Origin of the sequence: Rathayibacter iranicus NCPPB 2253 = VKM Ac-1602, from assembly GCF_003149025.1 — a bacterium.
Lineage (GTDB): Bacteria > Actinomycetota > Actinomycetes > Actinomycetales > Microbacteriaceae > Rathayibacter > Rathayibacter iranicus.
Genome location: NZ_QGDV01000021.1, coordinates 1 through 23,392, shown reverse-complemented (window position 1 = coordinate 23,392; position 23,392 = coordinate 1). Strand labels below are relative to the sequence as shown.

Below are 23,392 nucleotides of genomic sequence, written 5' to 3'. Positions count from 1 at the left end.
TGGGCTGATTTCAGCCTCGCGTGCAGCTCTTCGATGCCGCCGCGTACATGCTCTGTGTGAACACGACCATCGCCAAGACGCCCACCCAGATCAACGCCCTCATCCGCGGCATCGCCGCCGCCGCTCTCGAAGCGACTGGTGGGCGGACGAGTTACGACTACGTGCGCGGCAGCGAACGCAGCCAGAACGGAACCGGGGTCATCCTCGTCTCCCTCGACACGCTCCGCGACCAGGGCGTCCTGTCCGACCCGATCGCGACGGCGAAGGCGCAGATTCTGTGGCTGCTCCTGGACCCCGAGCTGGGCCTGGTCCGTCAGGCCGCGGAACGCAACGGCCGTGTCGCCAAGTATCGGCAGGAGATGATCCACAACCGGCTCGCCGAGATCCTCGAGCAGAAGGTGCTCCAGAACCCGTCCGGCTTCTACGACGCTTCATCCGACAACGGGCTCAACCTCGAACGCCTCGTCCGCGCCACTCCAAAGTTCACTGGAGGCGGCCAGCCCGTCCTGAACGCCGACGGCAGCCAGGTCATGCAGGGTCCGTCGGAAGCGATCGCGTGGGCTCGACAGGTTCTCGCCGGTTCACTCGCTCCGACAACCCAGCGCATCTTCCGCAACGACCAGGCGGACCTCAACTCGATGGATGAAACCGTCGACCTTCTCGCTCGCGGTGAGACGCGCAACGGCATCTTCAGCCACATAGTCAACCTCCCCGACTCCGCCGAGGACAGCTACCTCGGGACCCTCGACGAGGAGTTCGCCCTCGTGCTCGAGCATGAACGCGGCAGGACCACCGGCGAGGTCATCGACGAATGGGAGCAGCACGCGATGGGCCGCCGTGGAGTCGAACGGCTCCATGCCGACGCGAAGGCACTCCATGACGTCTTCGTGCTTCCCGCGCTCTGCTCGCCTGCCACCGCCACTGAGACTCGCACCCTTCGAGCGCAGGTCGACGCCGACGACACCCTCGCTCGCAGAGCCGCGCAGGCGTTCCACGACCTCATCACCGGCGCGCCCCGCTGGGACCAGCGCGACGTCGACAACGACTTCCTCGCCCTCTGGGACGACTACGACACCGACACTCTCGAGCGGCTGCTCGCCATGGATGCGCACGTCGTCGACCTCCTCGTGCGCGCGGCGCTCACCCTCGACAAGAAACCGGGCCGCGACCGCCTCCGTCAACCGCGCCTGCTCATCCGCGCCGCGTCCGGCACTGCCGCCTGGGCACCCTTCGCCACCCGTCTCCTCGACGCGTACGTCGCCGAGCACTATGAGGGCTTCAGTGACTTCGACAACCGCGGACGCACCGCGGAGGCTATCGCCGCGCACGAGCAGCGCGCCGCCGCCTGGCCCGTTCTCGCTCGCGAGGCCATGAGCTGGCCGGGACACCCGTGCGGCGCCGCGGTGACCACGGTCGCCGGCGTCGCTGTGTGGGTCCGCCGCATCATCGACGCGAACGTGGCGGGCGCCCTCGCGGACGTCGCGTAGGCGCTGCTCCTACGGCGGGATCCGACCGCCCGCCGCAGGGTGCTGGGCATGGCAACCGAACGCATCAGCATCAAGCCAGGCACCGGCTTCGACGCCAACAACAAAGCCCACATCGAGGCAGTTCTCACGAAGGTCGCTAAGACCGATGCGGGCACCGGCTGGTCGATGCAGTCCCACGACCCCGAGACGGGAACTCTGACCCTGACGCGCCAGTCCGCAGTCACCCAGGTCAGCAAGTCCAAGGAGCGCGGCTCCTACGACGTGGGCCTGCGATCCGGAACGAAGCCCGCGGACGGTGACCAGGTAGCAGCCCACCTCGAATCCGACCCGCGTCACCGTGGATACGTGATGACGAAGTTCGAACCGTTCCTCGGCACGGCCACCCTCAGCAAGCTGTCCGCGGACGCGCAGCGGTGCCGCGGTGCGGTCGCGGTTGCTCTCGGGGTGAAGGCCTGGGACGTGCAGGTCACCAACCGTCCCGACGGAGGGTTCTCGCTCGGGCTGCCTCGCATTTACGTGCCGTCGAAGCACGACGCGAAGCTGACCGAGGTCGCAGAGCAAGTGGTCGGGCGGGACGGCTGGTACGTCCAGGTTCAGGCGCAGGCATTGACCGCCGAGATCATCCCTTCGGAGCCTCCGACGTTCCCGACGGCGATCGGCTACCCGCTCGAACGACTACCGACCGTCAGCCGTGAGCGGACCCCGTTCGGAGTCAAGCTCCCAGAGCCCGGCAGCGACACTCTCGAGGAAGTCTGCATCGACTGGTCCACTCAAGCGTTCGCCATGATTGCTGGCACCCCGGGCTCGGGCAAATCGGTCACCCTGAACGCCCTCATCGCAGGGTCCCTCGCTGCCGGCACCGAGCTGGTCATCTGCGACATCTTCGACAAGCGTATGGACTTCACCTGGATGAAGGAATGGTGCCGCGACGGTGGGTGGGGCGCCGAAGGGGACGTCGAATCGCTCGCCGCGCTGTCGCTCGTCTATGAGGAGGGCAAGCGCCGTTCAGAGATCATCGAGCGCTACGGCGTGACCAACTGGACCGAGCTGCCGCGCGAGGCTGCCCTCAACCCGATCTTGGTCATCGTGGATGAGGTCTCAGGACTCCTCGTGACCGAGAAGCTGCCCGCCGGTGTCCCCAAGGACAACCCGATCGTCGTCGCGAAGACCATGCGCAACCTCATCCGCGTTTCCATCGAGGACGTCATCTCCCGCACCCTCGCGGAACAGCGCGCCTTCGGTATCCGCATGATCCTGGCGTCGCAGGTCACAAATGCGAACACGGGGATCGGCCCGAGCCAGAAGGCAAAGATCGGCCACAAGATTCTGCAGGGCTCGAACCCGTCGAAGACAGCGCGCACTCAGGCGTTTAACAGCGAAGCGGCCGCTCCGCTCGTGCCCGGAAACGTCCGAGCGGACGTAACGGTCGCCAAGGGTGTCGGCGTCGCTGAGCTCGAAGGCCAGGACCCCTTCGTATACAAGACGTACTACGCGGGCGTTGAAGACTATCGACGCGCGCTCAACGCCCTTAACATCCCCAAGTCCACTCGCCCGGAGCCAACGGCAGCTGATATCGCGCGGTTTGACCCGTCCGGCGAGGCCGAGATGGACAGTTCGCCGTCGCGCCTTGCGGACGAGGCCGTCGGTTACGGGCGCGGCTCGAAGCCGCCACGCGATGAGAGCGGCCTCACAGGTGCCGCCGCGGCCGCCCACCAGCTCAAGGTCGCCGAGCAGGCGGTCAAGCGCACAGCTGCGGTCGCGGCGTGAGGACACCTGCCTGCGGATGCGCGCATAGTCCGCTGGAAGTGCATTTTCTTCACCTCGACCATCGAAAGCAGCGCCCATGACCTTCGTCATCTCCACTGACCCCACCGAGATCCCCAGCCGTTCCGACGGCACCCCTTACCCGGCGACGTTGCTCGCTTCGTCCGGCTCCGCCCTGTTCGCGGACACGCTCACCGAGCTCGTCGAGCAGATCATCCCCGGCTACGGGAGTCTGCCCACGGACGACCCGATCGAGGACCCATCGCTCGAAGCACGTCTCACGTCTCTCGCCTCGTTCGCGAACACGGCTCAGGCCGGTGCTGTCGCCGCTCTCCAGGAGTCGGATGGGTTCGATATCTCCGCGGTGGGCGAGGATGCGCTCACCGCACTGTTCTCACCGAAGGACGGCCCGGTGCTGGAGTTCGAGCGCTGGGACTCGGGCATACCTCTGATCTTGTTCGCGACGAACTACGCCCCGTACACGCCCGTCGCTCCCCCGCTCGGTGAGGCGGTCGTGTGGGTGAACGCGCACACGGAGCTCGACTTCCTGAACTCGCTCGAGCCGCTCGGCATCGCAGAGCTGCACCTGCTCGCCGACGGCGACGATTCGGAGAGGTGAGCCCCGGTGCCGACCACTGACAACGACAGCCACGACACGCGACGCTCCCGCGCACGGCCCGAGCCCGTGTCGAAGCGCCCGTCGTCGCGCCGGTCGGGTCCGCGCCAACCCTGGCCGGCCCAGGCCCTGCGCCGGTTCCGCGCGGTGCCGTTGCGCACCCGCCTCCTCGCTGCGGGCCTCGTCCTGGTCCTGGCCGCCGGCGGGGCGTTCGCTGTCTCTGCGCACGCCGATTCGCAGGATCGGCCCGGCGCGTTCGCGGAGCAACGGTCGGCCGCAGACGTGCTTCGCGGGTCGCTGTTGAGCGCGAGGAACGCCCGGTCCGCGCTTGCCGACGAAATCAGCCGAACAGGACAGCTCGTCAGCACGACCGAGCCGCTCGTCGCGGCCGGGCAGGACGCCCTCGACCCGGTCACTTACGCCGCGTTCGTCAAGGCTCACCAGGCGACGTCGAAGGTGCTCGCGGTCGCGAGCTCGTCCCTCGCCGACGGCGTGGACTCCGAGATCGGGCCGCTGTCCAGTCTGTCCGACGAATCGACGGTCGGGGACATCCGAGAGCTGACCGATGGGCTGCACGGTCGCGCGGCCTCTGCGGACGAGATGACCGTCTCAGCTCGAGCGAGCATCGCGACGTTGACGTCGAACGCTACCGCCGAGTCGAAAGCCGTGGACGCGCTCGCAAATTCGGCAGCGGGCTTCACCGCGTCCGTGCTCGCTGCGCACCCCGAAGTGCAGCCGGAGGCAATCGCGGCGATGAAAGCGATCGCAATAGCGGTCGCGCCGGGCGTCCACGCGGTGGAGCAGCTGGTCGCCCTCGCCGACGCGCTACGCCCCGTCCTCGCCACGCCGCCGTCAACGTCCACCCCGACGCCGACCCCGTCACCGTCGATGTCGCCGAGCCCGTCCGAGGCGCCGAACGCCCCAGAAGCGCCGGAGGCCCCGGCCGTCGAGCCCACCATGGATTCCGCCCCGGTGGTCGAGCCCGCACCAGACTTGCAGCCGCCTGCGACCACCCCTCCAACCGACCCGCAGCCGCCGGTTGCGCCGGCACCGGAGCCGACGGCGCAGCCCGAACCGACACCGACGCCCGAGCCGAGCTCTCTCGCTCCGGCACCGGAACCTCCCGCGTCCGACGGGACCTGAATCCACCGCGCATACATAGAGGGAAGGCCACGCGACCCGGACTGCACGGGCGTCCAATACTGAACCCTCTCGAGGAAAGTTCGCTACCACCTGACGCAAGGATCCGACGATGACCACCACCCCCCAGCGCCCGAACGCGTTCACGCACGCCCCGGCCAAGCTGTCGCCGCTCTCCAACCCGAAGAAGGCCATGCTCGCCTGCGGTATCGCAGCTGGCGTCGTCGCGGCCATCGTCCTGACCGTCTCCGGAGTGTCCGCAGCGGCGACCACCCGCGCTCAGAACGACGCCTTGAAGGGCGCACAGACCGCACTGTCGGATCTGACGACCGCACAGCAGACTACGTCGAAGAACGCATCGGCCATCGGCGAGGCGCTGATGGCAGCGAAGTCACTCGTCGGCGATGCCAACAATCTGGTGTCCATCTCCGACGGGATCCTGGACCCGACCGGCCGCGCTGCTGTCGCCGCAGCCTCGACGACGCTCAAGACCACCGCGCAGGCGGCCGCATCCTCACGCTCGATCGACCTGACCTCGAGCGTCTCGACTGCACCGGTCGCGAAGACGACCTGGCCGTCCGTCGATAAGACGATGTCGACCGCTGAGCTACACAACACGGCGGAAGACCTCGCGAAGCTCGCGTCCACCGAGACGACGGCGGTCAAGGAAGGCGGTGCCCTCCTCGAGGCACTCGCCGTCCAGTCCGACGCCGTCACGGAACCGCTCGCGAGAATGAGCGCGAACGCCATCGACAACACCGACCCGTTCCTCGCCGCGCTCACCGCCGCCGCCCAGCCGGAGAGGGACGCGATCGGCAACGCCGCAACCCTCCTCCGCACCACCCTGACGGAGGGCGGCTCGCTGATGAAGCCGCTCGTCGACTACGCCACCGCCGCTCGCGCGGGCCTCGACTCAAACGCCGCCGGCCTGGCAGCCGCAGCCGCAGCTGCCGGCACCGGGAGTGTCCCCGCAGAGTCGACCGGTTCGTCGAACGACAGTGATGGCTCGTACTCGACCTCCGACGATGACGAGGAGAGCCACTCCAGCGACAACTCCGGCGGCTCCGGCGCCCCGTCCGGGAACTCCGGCAACAACGGCGCCCCAGCTCCCGCTCCCGCCCCAGCTCCCGCTCCGAAGCCGGAGGTCGAGAACAACGTGCACGTCCAGACCAACGGCAACTACGTCGGCTGCACGAACGGCTTCGTTATCGGCACCCACTCCCCCGGCCCCGGCGGCACGTCGGCGCCCGGCTATGGGGTCCCGTGGGGCTACTCGATCAGCGGCCTGACGATCACCTTTTACGACTGCGCGTAACCCTTACGGATCGGGCCTGACAAACCCCGGCACCTCACCACGGGGCGCCGGGGTTCGTCTCTTTTCGGCCGGAGGGGGTTGCTCGAAAAGTTTTTTGAACTTTTTTCTGGGAGCCCCCTCTCCCCGCCGCAGGGTACTTCGTGAGACGGGCAGGAGCCGGTCTTGGCAACCAGAGCGAGAGCACCCAACCCATGACATCTCAGCGTCCTATGACCACGCGCCCCCGAGGCCCGGTTACCCATCCCGCCGCAGGCGCCAACCTCAAGCGGGCCGCCGCTGCCAGCATCATCGGCGCCGTCATCCTCGGCGCTGGCGCCGCCGCGCTCACCATCCCGGCCCAGGCCGCCGCAATCGAAGGCGCAGGTGGCCGCTGGACCCCTGGCGGCGGCTACCTCGGCAACTACATCGCGACTGACGGATCTGGCAAGCGTGTCTATTGCGTCGACGTCCAGATGGACTCGACCGCCTCGGGCGGTCCCGGCACCGTGCAGTCGGAGATCAGCCCCGTCGACGGCACCCGGGCCGTCACCGGCGACGAGCTGCGCAAGCTCAACTACGCCATCACCGTCTGGGGCCAGACCGCCGACGCGAACCAGGCTGCGGCTGTCTCCGCATACGTGTACAACTTCACGTCGGCGAACTGGTCCGGCCAGGGCTCGCACTACATCGACGGCGGCGACGTCGCCGCGATCACCGCGCTCTACAACCAGATCTTTGCAGACACCGAGGCGAACTACACGGCCGCCGTCGGCGGCGGTTCTGGTACCGGGACTGGCGACCTGACCTTCGCCGTGGACTCGACGAACAACTACGCGGGCACCCTCACCGTCTCGAATCTCTCGCCCGCCGACGCCAACGGCACGATCACGCTCACCAACGGTGTCTTCACTGATACTGGACTGTCCACCCGAGACGGTGTCGGCAACAACTCCACGCTCAACATCACCGGCGTCGCCCCCGAGGACGGTTCCGACTACAAGATCTCGGCGAAGGCGGCGTTCACCTCCGCGAACGGCGGCGGCTCGAGCTACGACGCGAACGCAACCCTCTACTACGACGAGATACAGCGCTCCGCCGGCCCCGGCACGATGACCAGCGGCCCCGGCTCGTTCACCATCTCCGCCGAGGACCCGACAACGAGGTCCCCCAACTTCAACCCCGTCGTCGGCACGACAGTGGCCGCGAAGTACGTGCAGGCGGGTCAGAAGTTCCAGGACACCCTGACGTTCTCGAGCGTGGCCGGCGCGGACGGCGTGAACAACGCCTGGCCGCAGCGCGGCGACGACTCCTACGTCGAGGTGAAGGCGAACGGCACCCTGTACTACACCGGCTCAAAGGCTCCCGTCGAATCCGACACCGTTCCCGGGGATGCTGTCGTCGCCGGCTCCGCGACGGTCACCACCGGTGCGCAGGGCCCGGCCGTCACCTACACGGCCGCCTCGGACACCGTCGCTGAGAAGTCGGGCTACTACACGTGGGTGTGGTCGATCAACGAGGCGGACCAGTCCGACGTCGCCAAGCGACGCATCACCGACGGCTACTCGTTCACCGACCGGTTCGGTCAGGTCCCGGAGACGCACGTGTCCCCGTCGAACATCATCGCGACCTCGCAGGTGACCGCGGACACGATCCCGCTTTCCGGGAAGATCTCAGACACCCTGAAGGCCGACCTCGGTGAAGGCGGCGCCTGGCTGCAGGACGGCACTAATCGTGTCCCGGTCACCTTCCGCGGCACCGCGTACTACGTCGAGGGCGCTACAGCCCCGTCGACGTCGGACACCGTGCCCGCAAACGCGGCCGCGGTCGGTTCGACCACGATCACCACGGACCAGCCCGGCACGTTTACCTCGACCGAGCTGACCGCTCCGGACGCGGCGAAGGCCGGGTACATCTCATGGGTGTGGGAGATCACCGAGGAGGACCAGCCGGAGCAATATCGCGGCTACATCACCGAGTGGGCCGACCGGTTCGGCCTCGTCAACGAGACCCAGCAGCTGACCACTCCGACCGTGGCTACGCAGGCGCAGCCGGAAGCGGCTCCGAAGTCCAAGATCCACGACACCGCAACGATCACCGGCACCATGCCGGCGACCGGTTCCGGCCTGTACTTCACCGCCTACCAGGGCGTGGAAGGCCAGCCGGCCGTGTGTGATGCGACCACGCAGATCTTCACGAACAAGGACACCCCGCAGACCGTCACCGAGACCGGCGACTACGACTCCCTCGAGTTCACCGCCACCCGGACAGGACCGGTCTACTGGGTCGAGTCACTCGTCTCCGACAAGGGGAACCTCATCCACCAGGGTGAGTGCGGCATCCCGAACGAGACCACGCTCGTGAAGAACCCCACGGTGACGACGAAAGCGGACGCAAACGTCGTCATCGAGGACGAGGCACACGACACCGCGATCGTCGACGGCCCGGTCGCCCCCGGCACCACCGCCATCTTCAACGCGTACCGCCAGCCGCAGGTCGGCGATATCAAGACGAACGAGGACGGCACCCCGGTGCTGAACCCGGACGGCACCAACGTCCTACTCACCGACGCGGACCTCGTCGGCGCCACCTGCATGCCCACGAACCTCGTCGGTTCGACGAAGGACCGGCCGGTCGCGGTCAAGGCCGGCGACAACGACCGCGCCGAATACCTCTCGCCGGGCCTGGTATTCCACGATGACGGCAAGGTCTTCTGGATCGAGACCTTACGCGACGCGGACGGCGAGGTCATTCACGCCGGCGAGTGCGGCGCGCCGGGCGAGACCACCGTTGTGGAGCGTCCCAAGGTGTCCACCACCGCTGTCGCGGACGTCACCCTCGGTAAGGCCGCGCACGACACCGGACAGGTCACGGGGCTCACCCCTGAAGGCGCGTACCTGACGTTCAACGCCTACAAGAAGGACGAGGATGTAGCCACCCCGACGTGCACCCCGGAGACCGCCGTCTACGACGGCTCGAAGGAGCACCTCCCTGTGGCCGGCCCCGGCAGCTACGACTCGAAGGACACCACCTTCACCGAAGTGGGCACGTACTTTTGGGTCGAGCGGCTCTGGGTCGACCGTGACGGCACACCCGTCCTCCTCCACGAGGGCGAGTGCGGGGCGCCGAACGAGACGACCATCGTGAAGGCGGCCGGAGCGGGCCTCGCGTCCACCGGTTTCGATCTCGCAGGATTCGGCGTCCTCGCCGGCCTGCTCATGCTGACGGGCGCCGGCGTTGCCACCGGTGTCGCGGTCAAGCGACGCAAGGCGCGGGCCACGGCCTAAACCCTGCCCGCGCAGTGAACAGCCCCTCCCGACGAAGTTTGGCGCGTCGGCGGGAGGGGCCTTTCGCTCGCATCCCGCGCTCCGCGCGCGGCCTGAGACCGCCCCTCCCACCGAATGACGCTTCGGTGGGAGGGGCCTTCGGCGTCTGCCGAGCGCCGCCTCATCCGTCAGGCCCACCTCAGATCATCTGCCGTTGCCGATGGCCGCGCCGGAGTCACGCCCCACCCGAGAGGCCAGCACCAACCACCAGAACGTCTACCTCGCCGTCGTCGCGCCGCACGATCGCGGTCTTGCTCCCCGACATCACGTCCGCGAAGACGTCGCGCTTCTGCACCCCGGCGGCGACGAGCGCGTCGACCTGCAACTGCACGTCCTGACTCGACGTACTCACACGCGTGTATCCGAGAAGCCTCACGACCTCGTTCTGACTCGGAAACACCCGTCCATAACGGCTCCTGAGACAAAAAGCGGCGAGACAGGTTTGTGAGACTGATCAGCGCCCACGTTTGCGGCCGTGCGCAGCGTTGGGCGAGCCCGCGGCCGTGTGTCTCGGAACGCTAAAGGTTTCCAAGACACCGACTGTCACTTCGACGAGGTCGCCCGTACGAGCATGATGGTGGTTCAAGGATCAGGAGGCACCGATGATGTGGAAACTACGTCAGCACGAAGAGACACACGCAGTGCTCCCGCCGGATGTTTGGGTCGTGCAGCACGACGAATCGCCGAACAACACGATCCTTGGCGTCTTCGCATCGGAAGCTGAGGCGGCCACCTTCGCTGAGGAGGTTCAGCATCGCTTCCCTAACGGGGTCATCTACGCGAAGTTCCCGCTCGGATACCGATACGACAGCGGGCCTGGTTACGTCACATTCGGACCCGACGACACCGGAAAATGAGCGGCGCGGGACATCTGAAGTGAGCAGCGCCCGAGACCAACGGCGACGACGTAATGCTCAGGCCCAGCGTGCCGACGCGAGACGCCAGCACTGGCGAGATGACACCAAGTCGACCGACGTTCTGCGTCGTCTTTGCGCACTCTGGGAGGGGCACATCGCTGATCCCGTGACGAAGTACTCGACCTCAGCCGACGCGCAGACCGTCATCGCCGTTCGAGCGCTTGTGGCTCACGCCGTTGATTGCGGCCGAGCGATCGCGACACTCTACGAGGCGAAGCAGCCGCTCGCCGCCGTCCCCATCATCCGCACACTGATGGAGGACGCGACGACGACGGCGTGGTTGTTGAAGACGCCAGACGGCTGGAAGGGGTTTCTGCGGGAGGGGGCTGAGACGAGGCGGAAGCTTCTCGAGAATGTCCGCGCGGCAAATCCGGACCTCGGAGCGGACCTTGTGAGGGAGGAGCTCGTGCGCGCGAAGGAGTTGCTCGACCAACTCGATGAGTTCAGGAGCGAGAAGGACTTCCACCAGCGCGCGCGATCCGTCACGGGCACGGAAGACCTGTACGTGCTGTTCCGGATGGCGTCCGGGGTGAGTCATGCCGGCGCTGGAATCGTCGACCTATACACGACCCAAGATCCGACCAGTGACTCCGGTTTCTCCTGGTTCGACGCTGCGCGCTACCCGCAGTCCGAGATGTGGTTGCGCGTCGCGTCAGCTCTACTTGTGCGAGCGCTCACGGCATGGGATCACGTGCTGGTGGGCAACCCGCTACGAGCGGGCCTGGCGCCTCTCGCGAAGAAGTACGGCGAGGCGCCGTCCCTCACTTACGCCCCTCTATTCCGGACCGCGACCGAGTAGCGAACAGCCCCCTGGGGGGAACTGTCGAGCTCGACCACGCACCGAGGCCATCCATCCGATAAGCGCCGCGAGGCCGGAGGCGGACGGCCGTCAGGAGTGCCCCGGTGGGGCATCTCGGAGGGACGCACAGCACTCTTGACGGCCGGCCGGTGCAGGCAAGAGTGAAGCGTCGGATGGTCGGCGGGGTCGAGCCCGCGCCGAAGGTCAAGAAGCGCGGCAAGGAACGGTCGTCCCACCCGCCGGGCTCGTGACTAGAGTTTGGTCATGACTTCTACCGACGCACCGGCCGCCTCTGACGGCCACCCGCAGCTCGGGTCTCAGCACAAGAACGGCGACCGCAGGTTCGGCATTGCGGGTGCGCTCTCATCGACCCTTGCCGAGCACGGCACTCCGATGCTGTCGAGCCTGTACCACTCGACGGTCACTGAACACGTGAGGGCGGTGCGAGTCGGGGACGAGCTGCACGTCGAATGGAATGACAGTCACTGGTGGGCGTCTTCACCGGGCGGGCTCGTCGGCAGGCTCTCCTGGGCCAAGGGTCTCAGAGCCAAGACGATCCACGCCCAGGACGGACGAAGCCCGTTCGACTTCGACACCGGCACTCTGATCGTGCAGAGCGTCACGGTCGACCGGGAGGGCGGCGTGGTCGACTGTGGCGGCTACGTCATCCCGGACGGCCACGATCCCTCCGAGTGGTCGCCGTCCGCCTCAGATCAGTCAGAGCGCGAGCTGCGCATCACCCTGGCCCCTGCCGCACCCGCTACCGAAGCGGCGCAGCAGCCCCCGGCCGCGCAATCGCTCCTTCGCCAGCTGCTCGGGCGCGATCACTGACGCGCGCTACCGGCCAAACCCGGGGAGGTCGCCGGAGGTGATCTGCGGCAGACCGATCGCGCAGGTTCGTCGGTCGGGGTCTGGGGACTTCTTGCGGTGGGTGTTGATGTAGTCGAAGGCGCCGCGAGTTCGGAGTCCATGTTCTGATTTGTTGGCAGCTGCGCACACGGCGGGCGACATTGCGCGGCGCTGGGCCCGGGCTCGCCGACCGGTCCAGGGCATCGCTGCCCCACAGCGTTGTCGTGGATCGACAGGCGTCCGTCCGGGCGGAGGGCGTGGTCCTCGTTGCAGCCGGAACAGACGGCGAAGGTGAGCGGCATGGGCGGCGGTTCCCATAGCGGAGTAGCTGGACAGGTACGCCGGCGGCGACGTTCTCGCTATCGATGGTGGCGAATCCGGTGACGGAGCCGATCGCGTCGATGCCGAGCGAGGAGTCCGGGAACCGGACGACGAGGGAGGCATCGTAGCTCGCTTGGGTGGCGCTCTCGAACTCGAAGACGGACGCCTTCGTCTCGGCCCAGGAGAGGCGGACGCCGAAGTGCTTGATCGTAGCGCCGTCGCGCCGGTGACCTCGATGCCGTAGGTGAACCACTCGGCCGGCTGGCGGGGGGCGCCCAGGGTGAAGGTCGCCACGATTCCGGAGGGGTCGGCGGCGACGTGAACGGCCAGCAGTTCCCGGGGCGTCGGGGGGCTCATGCGGTCACCCTCGAGCGGAGGCGAAGCCGAGCCCCCGCCACCTGTCGCGTCGGAACTGTCGGTCGGCGTGGGTCGGCCGCTTCTCTGGACCGATGGGTCCGGCCTTTGCTCTCCCGCCGCCCGAGTCGGACCTCCGCCTGCACGCACTCGTCGTAGCTCCGCCGCTGCGGCGCGGGAGAGGTCGGTCCTGTCCGTCCGCCTGAAGCGATCGTGCGCCGGGGGTCCCGGTATAGCAACACACAGCGGTAGCCGCCCCAGATGCCATTGTGATATCGCCGATATATCTATCTCGTGTCAGTATGAGCCCGTGTATTCGCGTCAGATGCGAATCGGCCGGTCCCCTCGACGTCTCTGCCACGGGGCGACTCGCGAGGGCAGTGGTCGGGCGACTGCCGGAGCGGCGCCTCGAGGAGCTCGGCGCGCGGCATCCGATAGTGCGTCTGTTTGGGGATCTGGTGCGAGGGGACGGCCGTCCGCGGCGTCGCGCGACAACCGCCTCGAGGTCAAGTAGCGCGGCGCGCTATTCGGCCGCCGTCGATTGGTCCGGCCTGCAGCGTTGCCGGGAGGCGAGCACCACTCGGCAAGAACCAGATTTACACGCACGTCCAGAGCGCAACCCGGCGCCGCGGCGCAGCGATCCTTACCGAGCGCTGTCTTTGCGGAGGCGGGAGACGTACTGGCGGGTGAGTCCCGGCGGCGGCACCGACAAAGGTCTCGCTCTGGCCGTCGCCGCCCTGGTCTGGGAGGACGCGAAAGCTTACAAAGCGACCGCGGCCAATCTGGCACCGGTTCACACCGTGGAGCCGCCGTACGCATAGAACCGAGCGTGAACGTACTCGAGATCCTGCGCGCCTCTGTCCACGTCGCTGTCGGCGCCCAAGCCGAAGCCCGACCCGCGCAAGTGCAGGCAACCGAGGCAATGGCCGCGGCCGCCCAGTCCCGCTCGTCGTGGGTCGCGCGGATGCCGACCGGCTCCGGAAAGGCCGCCGCACTACTTTCCGTCGCCGGCGACCGGGCCGTCAACCACGACGAGCGGACGATCATCTCGACAGAGTCGCTGTCTCTGCAGGCGCAGATCCTGACGAAAGACGCGCCAGACATGATAGCAGGCATCGTCAGCCTCGGCGGGCGAGAGCTCCAAGTCGCGGTGCTGAAGGGCACGAACAACTACGTCGACCCGCGCAAGACCTTCGGCGTCGCCCACCTACTCACCGACAGCGAGGAGCTGAACCCGCCCAGACTCGCGGCTCTCGTGCTCGGGTCCAGCCCGTCCGCGGAGCTGATCCGCGACCTCGACGAGCCCGACCCGGCCGCGTTGAAGCGTCTCGTCGCGTGGTCGCTGCTGCAGTACGACGACGACAGCCTCCCCGGCGACCGGCACTCCTACGACGGCGCGCACACCACCCGGGAGTGGTCCCTCGTCTCAGCCACGTCCGCGGACGCATCCGGTCCGAACGACAGCCCCTACCTGCCGAAAGCGCTCGCAGCGAAGGAACGGGCAGCAGCGGCGGACATCGTCATCGTCAACCACACCCTCCTGGGCATCCAAGCGGCGAACGCACTCCCCGTCATCGTCGGGAACGCCAGCCTCGGCGTATTCGACCATCTGCTCATCGACGAGGCGCACGCGCTCCCCGGCGAGGTCCGCAAGCAAGGCGCCGCGGAAGTCTCCGGACGCACTGTCATGAGCCTTGCCCGCGCGGTGCAGAAGCTCAGCCCGAACGACTTCACCGTCCGCCGGTGGGCAGGCGAGGCGGACGTCCTCGCCGAGGAACTCGAGCGGGAACTTCGCGCACAGCTCGGCCGGGAGGACGCCCTCCGGATGAAGAAGGGTGACGACCCGCTCGCGTCCCTCGGCGACACGATCAAGGAATGGGCTAAGTCCGGTTCGAAGCACGCCGACGTCGCGGCGCAGACCAACGACCTTGCCGCGTCGATCGCCGCTCGGAAGGCGAAGACGCGCGCGGACGAGCTCGCCGCCGCCGTCGGGTCCGTCGCCGCCCACCACTCCGGTGAGGCCCGCTGGATCCAGAAAGCCGAGCGGGCCGACCCGCGATTCCGCGCCTGGACGTCCGCGCAGTCCTCCCCCGTGGACGTGTCCGGGAAGCTGCAACACAACCTCTACGTACGCCCGGACGAAGGCTCAGACGTCGAAGGCGCGACCGTCCCGCTGACCGTCATCCTCGTCTCCGCGACCCTGCCGACCGGGTTCTGCCCACAGGTCGGGGTGAGGGCCCAACCGCTGTCGTTCCCGACCCCGTTCGCGACCGCGTACGCCGAGTCACTGTTGTTCATCCCCAAAGCCGTCACCCCGGCGGAACTCGACGCCGTCTCGGACGAGGGGGTCGATGGTAAGCGGAAGTTCTCCGCGACCAAGCACCGCACTTGGGCAACCGGCCACATCATTGACCTTGTCCGCGCGAACGAAGGCTCCGCGCTGATCCTGTCCGCGAACGGCGAGAACGGCCGGCACTACGCCGAGCAGCTCCGGCGCAACCTCCCAGGGCACACGGTCCTGTCCCAGTGGGGCGAGGAAACGCCGGCGCAGGTCCTCGCCCGGTGGAAGGCGGATGAGTCTTCCGTGCTCGTCGGGACGAAGTCGTTCATGACCGGCGTCGACGCGCGCGGCGAGACGAACACCGCCGTCATCGCCGACCGGCCCGCCCGCGCCGCCCGCAACCCCATCGACGACGCCCGGGTGGAGTTCCTGATGGAGGTGTTCCACTACGACAAGTGGACCGCCGACCTGTACGTGTACGTCGCCGACGCGGCCGCGCTCCTCGAGCAGGAGATCGGCCGCCTCATCCGAGCCGCCGGCGACCGCGGCATTGCCGCCGTGCTTGACCCGCGGCTGCTGCAGCTCGCGGGCGGGAAGCACGGTCCCATCACGTACCCGGCCCGCACCCGCGACGCGTACATGAAACCGCTGTACGAGTTCCCGAACCGCACGGCGGACCCGGCCGGTGCGCACGAGTGGGTGCGTCGGCGCCGTGCAGCACTGGTGGCCGCGTGAGCCTCAGCCTGCCGTTTGGATCCCAGACATGACCACCTCTTTCGATGCCACCGCCTACCCACCAGGTCACGTCTCCACCGTCGGGGCTTTCAGCGTGCGCACCCACTTGGAAGCGGAGGTGCGCCGGAAGCCCGCGACCCGCGGCCCGGCCACGGCCTCAGCCAGGCCGCTCTTCTACTCCAGCGGGGCCAAAGCGGCGCAGGTCGCCGCGTTGCACCGGATCACCGTGTCATGCGACCGCCCACGGCCGACGACGGGATGACCTGAAGCGAGATTCCCGGGCAGGCGCAGCCGAACGCTGTCCGAAAGATTACCCATGCGTATCTGAGCATGGTGCGCTTCCTCACTGTCCACACCGATCGACCAAACCTCACCTGAGTGCTCCCCTCCGAGGTCGCCGCGCAGCCCGGTCTGCCGGATCTCACCGACGAACCCGCAAAGACCAGGCAGACCTCCTCCATCTTCGACGCCATGGCCGCGACCTCCACGCCCGATTTCCCTCCCGCGCCGCCGACGATTCGCGCCCTCTCCCCGATCCGAACCCGACCGTCAACGACGGCGCAGACGCAGCCGCAGATACCGCCTCGGTTCCCGTGATCTCCGAGAAGACCGACGCGCTGGGCGGGTCCGCCGCCCAACGGATCCGCGAGCACCTCACCACGCGTGGCCTGGAGGAGGCCCCGCTCGACGGCTGCCCTGCCAGCCCACTCCCCTTCGCCGATGGGACACCCCCCGCGGTCATCCTCGTCAGCACGCTCGACAGCAGTGACCCCCGCGATGCCGTCACCATGCAGCGCATGCGCGAGGTCCGCGCCGAAGTGGTCAGGTGGCCGCGGGAGAACTACCGCACCGACGGCATCGACCTCAGCTTCGACATCGCCGTCGTCAAGAACGAGGCCACCGGACTTGGGATGCAGCGCCACGCCAAAAACAGCGAGCGCCGCACTGCTGTCTTCTGTGAGCCCACCACACTGCCACTCTGAACGTTGGCAGCGGCATCGCTTGCCGCTTCGCCCGCGTACATCCCGGGCATGAGCACTTTCGACGCGTCCCTGCACCCCCGCGGCCACTCCAGCAACGCCGGCGCGTTCACCGGCCGCGAGCACACTGCCCCTGAGGCGACCCTCGCCCCGTCCACCCGCGACTGGGGCGTCGTCAACCTCGAGATCGGGTCGCGCACCCCATGGGGTCCCGCCGACCACGTCGAACAGCCCGCACCCGGCATCGCGATCGCCGGCACGCCCAGCCACGGCGGCATGAAACTGTCCGCCGCCCGGAACCGCGCCATTCCCGCCCCGCTGCGCCGACTCGGCGGCTGGTACGAGGAGGACTGCGAAGCGCACATCGTCGGCATGTACTTCCCGGACGCGTTCCCGCGCCGGTCCCCGGAGTCCAGCCGCGATGGCGTCGTCCGCTGGTTTCCGGACGCTTACGAGGAAGCCACCGGCGAGACACTACTCCCCGGCCAGTCCCCGCAGCGCGACCGTGACATCTGGGACACCGCCCACGTCGACGACCTTGTCGTCACGAGCGCACGCACCGACCCCGACCAGCCCGGCCAGGTTCTCGTCACCGCCAGACGCGCTAGCGACAAGCAGGAGAGTGTGTTCCGGGTTCCGAAGGCCGAGTACGACTCCCTCCGGACGAGCGACGAGCTCGGCCGTCACGGACGCTTCGTCGTCGACCCGACCCAGTTCGAGGAGATCCCCCAGGAGCCGAAACCGGAGCCGGTCCCTGCAGTCCGACATCACTCGCTCCCCGTCGGGAACACCAACGCCGCACGGACAGCGATAGAGAAGGACCTGGACCGGCGTTGGCGCACCCACGATGGGCGGGTCCGCACCCTCCGGCAGATACTCACGGAGGAAGGTGTCTCCGGCCGCACCGTTCTGGTCGAGAACGGCAAACGCCGCTTCTACCTCGAGCAGCAGATGCACGCCGACAGCAGCTCCGCCGTCATCCTGCAGGTGTCCAAGGCCACTTGGGCCGGCATCGGCGACGCTCCGGACACCCGGTCGCGCGCCACCGTACTCGAACAGGACCGCGACATCGCTGAGCACGCGCTCGACGCGTTCCGTGCCACCCACTCCCGGAACTGGGACGAGGAGCGCAAGCTCGGTGCCCGTCTGGGAGCTGCGGACGAGGCCCTACGGAACCACATCGCCAACCGCGACGCCGGCGAGTGAACGTCAGCGGGCCGCGTGGTAGGCGGCCTGCACTGCTGCGGCGATGGGGCCTCTCGCGGTAGCACCGCCGGCGCGAAGGCGGCCTTGCTCGCCGGGGACGAGGATGTCTCGAAACTGGCGCCGACGACGGGCAAAATCGTCAAACGAACGGACGCAGCGAGAGGGTGCCATCCAGGTCGTCGACGACGCCGCGATGGGCCTAGACGGTCCGTTCTGTGTGCGGGCATGCGTTGCGTCAGCGTAGGGCCGCCTCTGAAGCGGGACCGGACAGCTCACCGGTCAGGCGACGACACAGATGCCGCGTCGAGGACGGCGCCCGGTCTACGAGTCCGTGAGCCTCGCTGCACTCCTGTCGCACCTGCGATGACATAGAGGCCGCGGAGCCCGACCAGGAGCGCACCAGGGGTGCACGACTCACCGTCATCTTTTGGACAGATTTTGGCCACAAGATTCTCTCATCCGGGTGATTTGGGCTAATGAACAGTGATGTCGACACCGCCAGCGGAGCCCGGACTTTCGCGGCTTTTGCCGGCCTCACGCGGAGCGCAGTTGGTAGCGCGCTTCCTTCACACGGAAGAGGTCATCGGTTCGAGTCCGGTATCGCCCACAGCAGGAACACCCTGGTCAGCCTGGGAATTTTGGCTCACCGGCACCGGCGCCAGCCGTCAGCTCTGATTTTGGGACACGGTGTGGCCACTTTCCTGCGATGTCATCGCTCGTTAGTCGGGTTTAGCCACCGGTTGGGAACGACGATCTCGGCGTCCAAACCATCTCCGAGGGTGTCTCGAGGCCGCGAGAGGCCACGGCGCTCATCTCGGTACGTTCGCCGCGGCAGAGACGCAGTACCCGGCCGCGCCGCGTTCGGCGTTCGCGACGGGTGAGGTCGGGAACTCCACCCTCACGACCTCTGCCAGGTCACTGGCTCGTATCACGCCCCAGGCCGAACGGGCCGCAGTGGCCGCCAAAGCTGCGTGACGGACTCGTCGAAGACAGACGGAGCCGACGCCTCGCTCTCGTGCCGAGGATTTGGCGGGCAGATTCACAGCTGTTCTTGCTTTGTCAAACCCGTGACGGTGATGCGCTCCAGGCCGAAGCATGGGACTGCACGTCGAGCTTCTCGGCGCGCCGCCATCGATGAATGAGGAGCCTCCATGACTGACAGCTCGATCCCTGACGGCCCTGCAGCCCCCGCCTCTGACGCGGCCACGCCTGTCCCTGCTCCCGCCGATTTCGGCACACCAGCACCGGCCGCACCGGTCACCACCGATCGGCCCGTCGATGCGCCGACGCAGTCGAGCCTGTCCGCGCCGCGCGGTCTCAGCTACGCGGTCGACATCGTCTTCTGCATCGATGTCACGGGCAGCATGACCCCGATCCTGGACGCGGTGAAGGCGAACGCTCTCGGCTTCTACGACGACGTGCAGACCAACCTGATCGAGAAGGGAAAGAACGTCGCGCAGCTGCGTGTCCGGGTCATCGCGTTCCGCGACTTCGCCGCCGACGGCGACAGCGCCCTCGAAGAGTCCCCCTTCTACTCCCTCCCGGACGAGCGCGGCGGCTTCTCGGAGTTCGTCAACGGTCTGATCGCTCAGGGCGGCGGTGACGCTCCCGAGTCGGGCCTGGAGGCCGTCGCTCTCGGCATCTCCTCGCCGTGGACCAGCATCGGCGACCGCCGCCGCCAGGTCATCGTCGTCTGGACCGACCAGCCCGCGCACCCTCTCGACCCCTCGATTGTGCCCGCCGACCTCGCGTCCCGCGTGCCCGCCGACTTCAGCGCTCTCACCGATCAGTGGGAGGACGAGCAGGGCCTGATGGGCTCGAGCTCGAAGCGGCTGATCCTGTTCGCGCCCGACGGGCCGGGCTGGAGCGACATCTCCGCGGTATGGGAGAACGTCGTGCACAATCCCTCGCAGGCCGGCGGTGGCCTCTCTGAGGTCGATTACGGCACCATCATCGACTCGATCGGCAACTCGGTATGAGCGACGCCTCCCCCCGCGTCGACGACGCGGGGGCGGGGCCGACCTTCTCGTTCGGCTTCAATCTCGGCAAGATCCCCGATCACGGCGAGGACGCGGACCCGATCCTCCGCGACGGCCCGGACCTCGGACTCGTCGGTGTGTTCGACGGCATGGGCGGCGCCGGCGGCACTGTCTACGAGACCCCGGACGGACCGCGCTCGGGCGCGTATCTCGCCTCGCGGATCGCGCGCGACGTGGTCGAGGACCGCATGCTCGATCTCCTCGAACCGAACTGGAACCTCAAGGGCGAGTCGGCTGCGGAGGATCTGCGCCGCTCCGTCCAGACCGCTCTGCAGGAGCACCTCGCCGGCCTGAAGGCGCCGACGAGCCGCCTCCGCTCACGCTTGCTGCGCGCGCTCCCGACGACCATGGCCGTGATCGCGCTGCAGCGCGCCCGCCGCGGCGGAGCGCGCTGGGCGTGCCACGTGCTGTGGGCTGGCGACTCCCGCGCCTACGCGCTCGACGCCTTCGGGCTGCACCAGCTCAGCACCGATGATCTCCGCGAGGTCGGCGACGCGATGTCGAATGTGCACCAGGACTCGCCCGTCAGCAACGCGATGTCCGCCGACACCGATTTCCACGTCAATTACCGCCGCGTCGAGCTCGAGGCGCCGCTCGTGCTGCTCACCGCCACTGACGGCTGCTTCGGCTACCTGCCGACCCCGATGCACTTCGAGCACCTGTTGCTCTCGACCCTCGCCAGCACGCGCTCGGCCGAGGAGTGGTCCTCGGCTCTGCAGCGCGAGATCAGCGCGGTCACGGGAGACGACGCGGCGATCGCCGTGCTGGGTGTGGGAGCGGACCTGCCCGCCATCCGCACACTGCTCGCCCCTCGGCTCGCCGCCGTGCAGGAGGAGCACATCGAGCCCTTCGACCGGATCAGCGCGGCCGTCTCCGCCGCGGAGCAGGAGCTGGCACGACTGCGCCAGCAGCAGATCGACGTCACCGGCGCCCGCTGGAGCGAGTATCGAGGCGGGTACGAGACGCACCTCAGACCGCCCGCGGTCCAGCCGGAAGCGCTCGACGCCCTGCCGGAACGCGAGGACGAAAGCCCGGCGCCCGCAGAGGAGCCCGACGACGCCGCCGCACCCGCTTCCGTGGAGCCGCAGGCTCCTTCGGAGGACGACGTCGAGGACATCACCGAGGACGGGGAGGCGGGCCGATGAGAGCCGGCGATGTGATCAACGGCTACCGCCTCGTGCGCGACTTCTCCGTCGTGGGCGCGGGTCTGAGCAAGTGGACCTTCGCCGAGCGCGGCGGCCGCGAATACTTCCTCAAGGAGTTCCTCAGCCCCACCTACCCCGACGACGCGGCCCCGGGCAGCGAGAAGACGAAGACGAAGAAGCGCGCCCGTTGCGCCGTGTTCGAGGCGCAGCACCGCGGGATGCAGACCGCGCTCGCGCCGCTGTCCGCCTACGGCGGGAACCTTATCGTCACCCTCGACTTCTTTCGCTCGGGCGCCAAGTACTACAAGGTGACCGAAAAGGTCGACGCGGAGGACCTGGGCCCGGGAGGCGTCGCCGCGCTCGATCTGCGCCAGCAGCTCGTCCTCATGAAATCTGTCGCGCACAGCCTCAAGATCCTGCACAACCTGCGGATCGTGCACGGCGACCTCAAGCCGACGAACATTCTCGTCAAGCGCACCGAGCTTGGCCACACCAGCAAACTCATCGACTTCGACAGCTCCTACATCGCCGGCCGCCCGCCCGCCGTCGACCAGATCGTCGGCACGATCAACTACTACTCCCCCGAGCTCCTCGGCTACATCCAGGAAGCGGGCGTCGCCCCGCGCGAACTCGGAGTGGCGTCCGACGTGTTCGCGCTCGGGCTCATCTACTCCGAGTTCCTCACCGGCGCTGTTCCCCCATTCGACGCGGCGCTCTATCACGAGGCGGCGGTCGCCGTCCGGTCCGGAGTGGTGCTGCGCACGGCACGCGAGGGCGTCCCGCCTGTCCTGGCGGACCTCGTCGACCAGATGCTGCTCGCCGATCCAGCCGCGCGGCCGACGATCGCGTCCGTCCACGCGACGCTGATGAGCGTACGCGCTGTCGGTGAGCCCGCCGCGACGCCCGCCACCGGGAGCGGCCTGCGCGGCTCCCTCGTCGGCCGTGCTGGCGCCGGCGCCCCCGCGGCCGCTGGGCGCGTCATCGGCAGGGCTGGCGCGGAGGCGCCTCGCGCCGCCGCATCCGCCGGGAAGCTCGTCGGGAGACTGCTCGGCAAGCTCACCGACCGGGGCCGCTCATGAGCGTCTGGCGCTGCCGCGTCTGCGAAGGCGTCAACCAGGGCGGACGCGTGTGCGCGACCTGCGGCGCCGAAGTGCCCCTCGGCGAGCCGCTGCGCGCGGCCGTCCGCACCCGCCTGCCCAGCACCACTCCCCCGGCACCGGCTCCCGTGCCCCCTCTGCCCAGCAGAAGCGAGCTCTACGGTTACCCGACTCCGGAGGAGTACGCGGAACTCGACCCCTACGAGACCGACGAACCCTCCGGCGGCTACACGTTCGTGCCCCTTCCCGGCGGATGCCTGATGACCTTCGTTCCCGGAAGAGGACGCGGACTCTGACCGATCGGAGCACTCTGTTCTGTCTGTCATAGTGAGCCAGTCATTCTTCGCCCCGACCCTCGGCGAGTCCACCCTGACGTCGTCTCCTTGCTCCGGCATCCTGAATCACAACCGCCGCAGGGTCAGTTCTTGGACCTGAGAAGGGCTTCGCGACCCGCTCGGGTTGAAGCACTCCGTACGACCCGGAACCTGGGCCCCCGACTCCACCGCTCTCCCCCTCGATAAGAAATTCATGTCTCAGGTCACCGACTCGTCGTCGCGCGCTGCTGTCGTCGACAACCCGATCAAGATCGACCTCGACGCCGTCCGCGCCGTCGCCGAGGTCGTCAACGAGCGCGACGTCGAGCTGGCGCTCTTGCCCTCGGGCACGGGGAACCTCCTCGCCCGCAACATGAAGCTGACCCTCGACGACCTCGACCGCTCGAGGCATTCCTTTACCCGCGGTCCAGCCGGCAGCAGGAGCTCATCCTCACCGGCGATCTACCGGACGATCCTGCCCGCGCCCTCCTCGCGATTGGAGCGAGAACGGAGCACGGGCCGAGCTGCCAGCACATGAACGAGAAGCGAATCAGACCGTGGAGGTACGCGAGCTAGCCGAGGTGCGATGATATGGCCTCGATCGTGGGCACCGACACCGTGTTCAGCTTCCGGATCCGTGCGGACATGAAGAAAAGGTCGATGATCAGCATGATCCACAGCGGAATTAGGAAGACGAGACCGAGACCGTACAGCGCCATCAGTGGCGTGCC

General features: G+C 68.0%; 18 protein-coding genes, 1 tRNA gene and 1 pseudogene. 19 read left to right on the top strand and 1 reads right to left on the bottom strand.

The window, feature by feature from the left end; translation table 11 throughout:
- Positions 1–20 precede the first annotated feature (20 nt).
- The 6 genes from B0H03_RS14920 to B0H03_RS14895 all read left to right on the top strand — a co-directional run bounded on the left by B0H03_RS14920 (position 21) and on the right by B0H03_RS14895 (position 9,585).
- Positions 21–1,487 carry a hypothetical protein gene (locus tag B0H03_RS14920; protein ID WP_104354088.1) on the top strand — a complete coding sequence of 489 codons (1,467 nt, stop codon included), beginning with the start codon at positions 21–23 and terminating at the stop codon, positions 1,485–1,487.
- Between the two features lie 48 nt (positions 1,488–1,535).
- Entirely contained in the window at positions 1,536–3,254 is a 1,719-nt protein-coding gene (locus tag B0H03_RS14915; RefSeq protein ID WP_104354087.1) for an FtsK/SpoIIIE domain-containing protein, read from the top strand.
- Between the two features lie 76 nt (positions 3,255–3,330).
- Positions 3,331–3,870, top strand: coding sequence for a hypothetical protein (locus tag B0H03_RS14910; protein ID WP_104354086.1), 540 nt, complete (start codon positions 3,331–3,333; stop codon positions 3,868–3,870).
- A 6-nt stretch (positions 3,871–3,876) separates the two neighbouring features.
- Positions 3,877–5,010: a hypothetical protein gene (locus B0H03_RS14905; RefSeq protein WP_104354085.1), complete on the top strand. Its 1,134-nt coding sequence runs from the start codon at positions 3,877–3,879 to the stop codon at positions 5,008–5,010.
- Positions 5,011–5,119: 109 nt separating this feature from the next.
- Positions 5,120–6,322 carry a hypothetical protein gene (locus tag B0H03_RS14900; RefSeq protein ID WP_104354084.1) on the top strand — a complete coding sequence of 401 codons (1,203 nt, stop codon included), beginning with the start codon at positions 5,120–5,122 and terminating at the stop codon, positions 6,320–6,322.
- A gap of 209 nt (positions 6,323–6,531) precedes the next feature.
- Positions 6,532–9,585 carry a hypothetical protein gene (locus tag B0H03_RS14895; protein ID WP_104354083.1) on the top strand — a complete coding sequence of 1,018 codons (3,054 nt, stop codon included), beginning with the start codon at positions 6,532–6,534 and terminating at the stop codon, positions 9,583–9,585.
- A 274-nt stretch (positions 9,586–9,859) separates the two neighbouring features.
- Here B0H03_RS14895 and B0H03_RS14890 read toward each other — a convergent pair.
- Positions 9,860–10,000 (bottom strand): annotated as a pseudogene (locus tag B0H03_RS14890) (recombinase family protein); the annotation flags it as partial.
- 226 nt (positions 10,001–10,226) lie between these two features.
- Between B0H03_RS14890 and B0H03_RS14885 the strand changes: the two are divergent.
- The 13 genes from B0H03_RS14885 (at position 10,227) to B0H03_RS17565 (ending at position 23,199) form a co-directional block, all read left to right on the top strand.
- Positions 10,227–10,481, top strand: coding sequence for a hypothetical protein (locus tag B0H03_RS14885; RefSeq protein WP_237399481.1), 255 nt, complete (start codon positions 10,227–10,229; stop codon positions 10,479–10,481).
- A gap of 166 nt (positions 10,482–10,647) precedes the next feature.
- On the top strand, positions 10,648–11,340 hold the full coding sequence (locus B0H03_RS14880) for a DUF5677 domain-containing protein (RefSeq protein ID WP_104354082.1): 693 nt from the start codon (positions 10,648–10,650) through the stop codon (positions 11,338–11,340).
- A gap of 264 nt (positions 11,341–11,604) precedes the next feature.
- Positions 11,605–12,171 carry a hypothetical protein gene (locus tag B0H03_RS14875; protein WP_104354081.1) on the top strand — a complete coding sequence of 189 codons (567 nt, stop codon included), beginning with the start codon at positions 11,605–11,607 and terminating at the stop codon, positions 12,169–12,171.
- Positions 12,172–13,693: 1,522 nt separating this feature from the next.
- Complete coding sequence (locus B0H03_RS14870; RefSeq protein ID WP_104354080.1) at positions 13,694–15,880, top strand: ATP-dependent DNA helicase; 2,187 nt, start codon at positions 13,694–13,696, stop codon at positions 15,878–15,880.
- 28 nt (positions 15,881–15,908) lie between these two features.
- A complete protein-coding gene (locus B0H03_RS14865; RefSeq protein WP_109714920.1) occupies positions 15,909–16,142 on the top strand; it encodes a hypothetical protein in 234 nt (77 codons plus the stop codon).
- A 331-nt stretch (positions 16,143–16,473) separates the two neighbouring features.
- Positions 16,474–16,863, top strand: coding sequence for a hypothetical protein (locus B0H03_RS14855; RefSeq protein ID WP_104354078.1), 390 nt, complete (start codon positions 16,474–16,476; stop codon positions 16,861–16,863).
- A gap of 48 nt (positions 16,864–16,911) precedes the next feature.
- Positions 16,912–18,066 carry a DUF7007 domain-containing protein gene (locus B0H03_RS14850; protein WP_104354077.1) on the top strand — a complete coding sequence of 385 codons (1,155 nt, stop codon included), beginning with the start codon at positions 16,912–16,914 and terminating at the stop codon, positions 18,064–18,066.
- 539 nt (positions 18,067–18,605) lie between these two features.
- A tRNA-Val gene (locus tag B0H03_RS14845) sits at positions 18,606–18,673 on the top strand.
- A gap of 544 nt (positions 18,674–19,217) precedes the next feature.
- Positions 19,218–20,045 carry a vWA domain-containing protein gene (locus B0H03_RS14840; RefSeq protein ID WP_104264130.1) on the top strand — a complete coding sequence of 276 codons (828 nt, stop codon included), beginning with the start codon at positions 19,218–19,220 and terminating at the stop codon, positions 20,043–20,045.
- Complete coding sequence (locus B0H03_RS14835) at positions 20,042–21,250, top strand: PP2C family protein-serine/threonine phosphatase (RefSeq protein ID WP_104264129.1); 1,209 nt, start codon at positions 20,042–20,044, stop codon at positions 21,248–21,250. Before B0H03_RS14840 ends, B0H03_RS14835 begins: the two co-directional genes overlap by 4 nt.
- Positions 21,247–22,329 carry a protein kinase domain-containing protein gene (locus tag B0H03_RS14830; protein WP_104264128.1) on the top strand — a complete coding sequence of 361 codons (1,083 nt, stop codon included), beginning with the start codon at positions 21,247–21,249 and terminating at the stop codon, positions 22,327–22,329. The genes B0H03_RS14835 and B0H03_RS14830 overlap by 4 nt, the downstream gene beginning before the upstream one ends.
- On the top strand, positions 22,326–22,643 hold the full coding sequence (locus tag B0H03_RS14825; RefSeq protein ID WP_104264127.1) for a hypothetical protein: 318 nt from the start codon (positions 22,326–22,328) through the stop codon (positions 22,641–22,643). The genes B0H03_RS14830 and B0H03_RS14825 overlap by 4 nt, the downstream gene beginning before the upstream one ends.
- A gap of 232 nt (positions 22,644–22,875) precedes the next feature.
- Positions 22,876–23,199, top strand: coding sequence for a hypothetical protein (locus tag B0H03_RS17565; RefSeq protein WP_419956907.1), 324 nt, complete (start codon positions 22,876–22,878; stop codon positions 23,197–23,199).
- Positions 23,200–23,392: the final 193 nt, after the last annotated feature.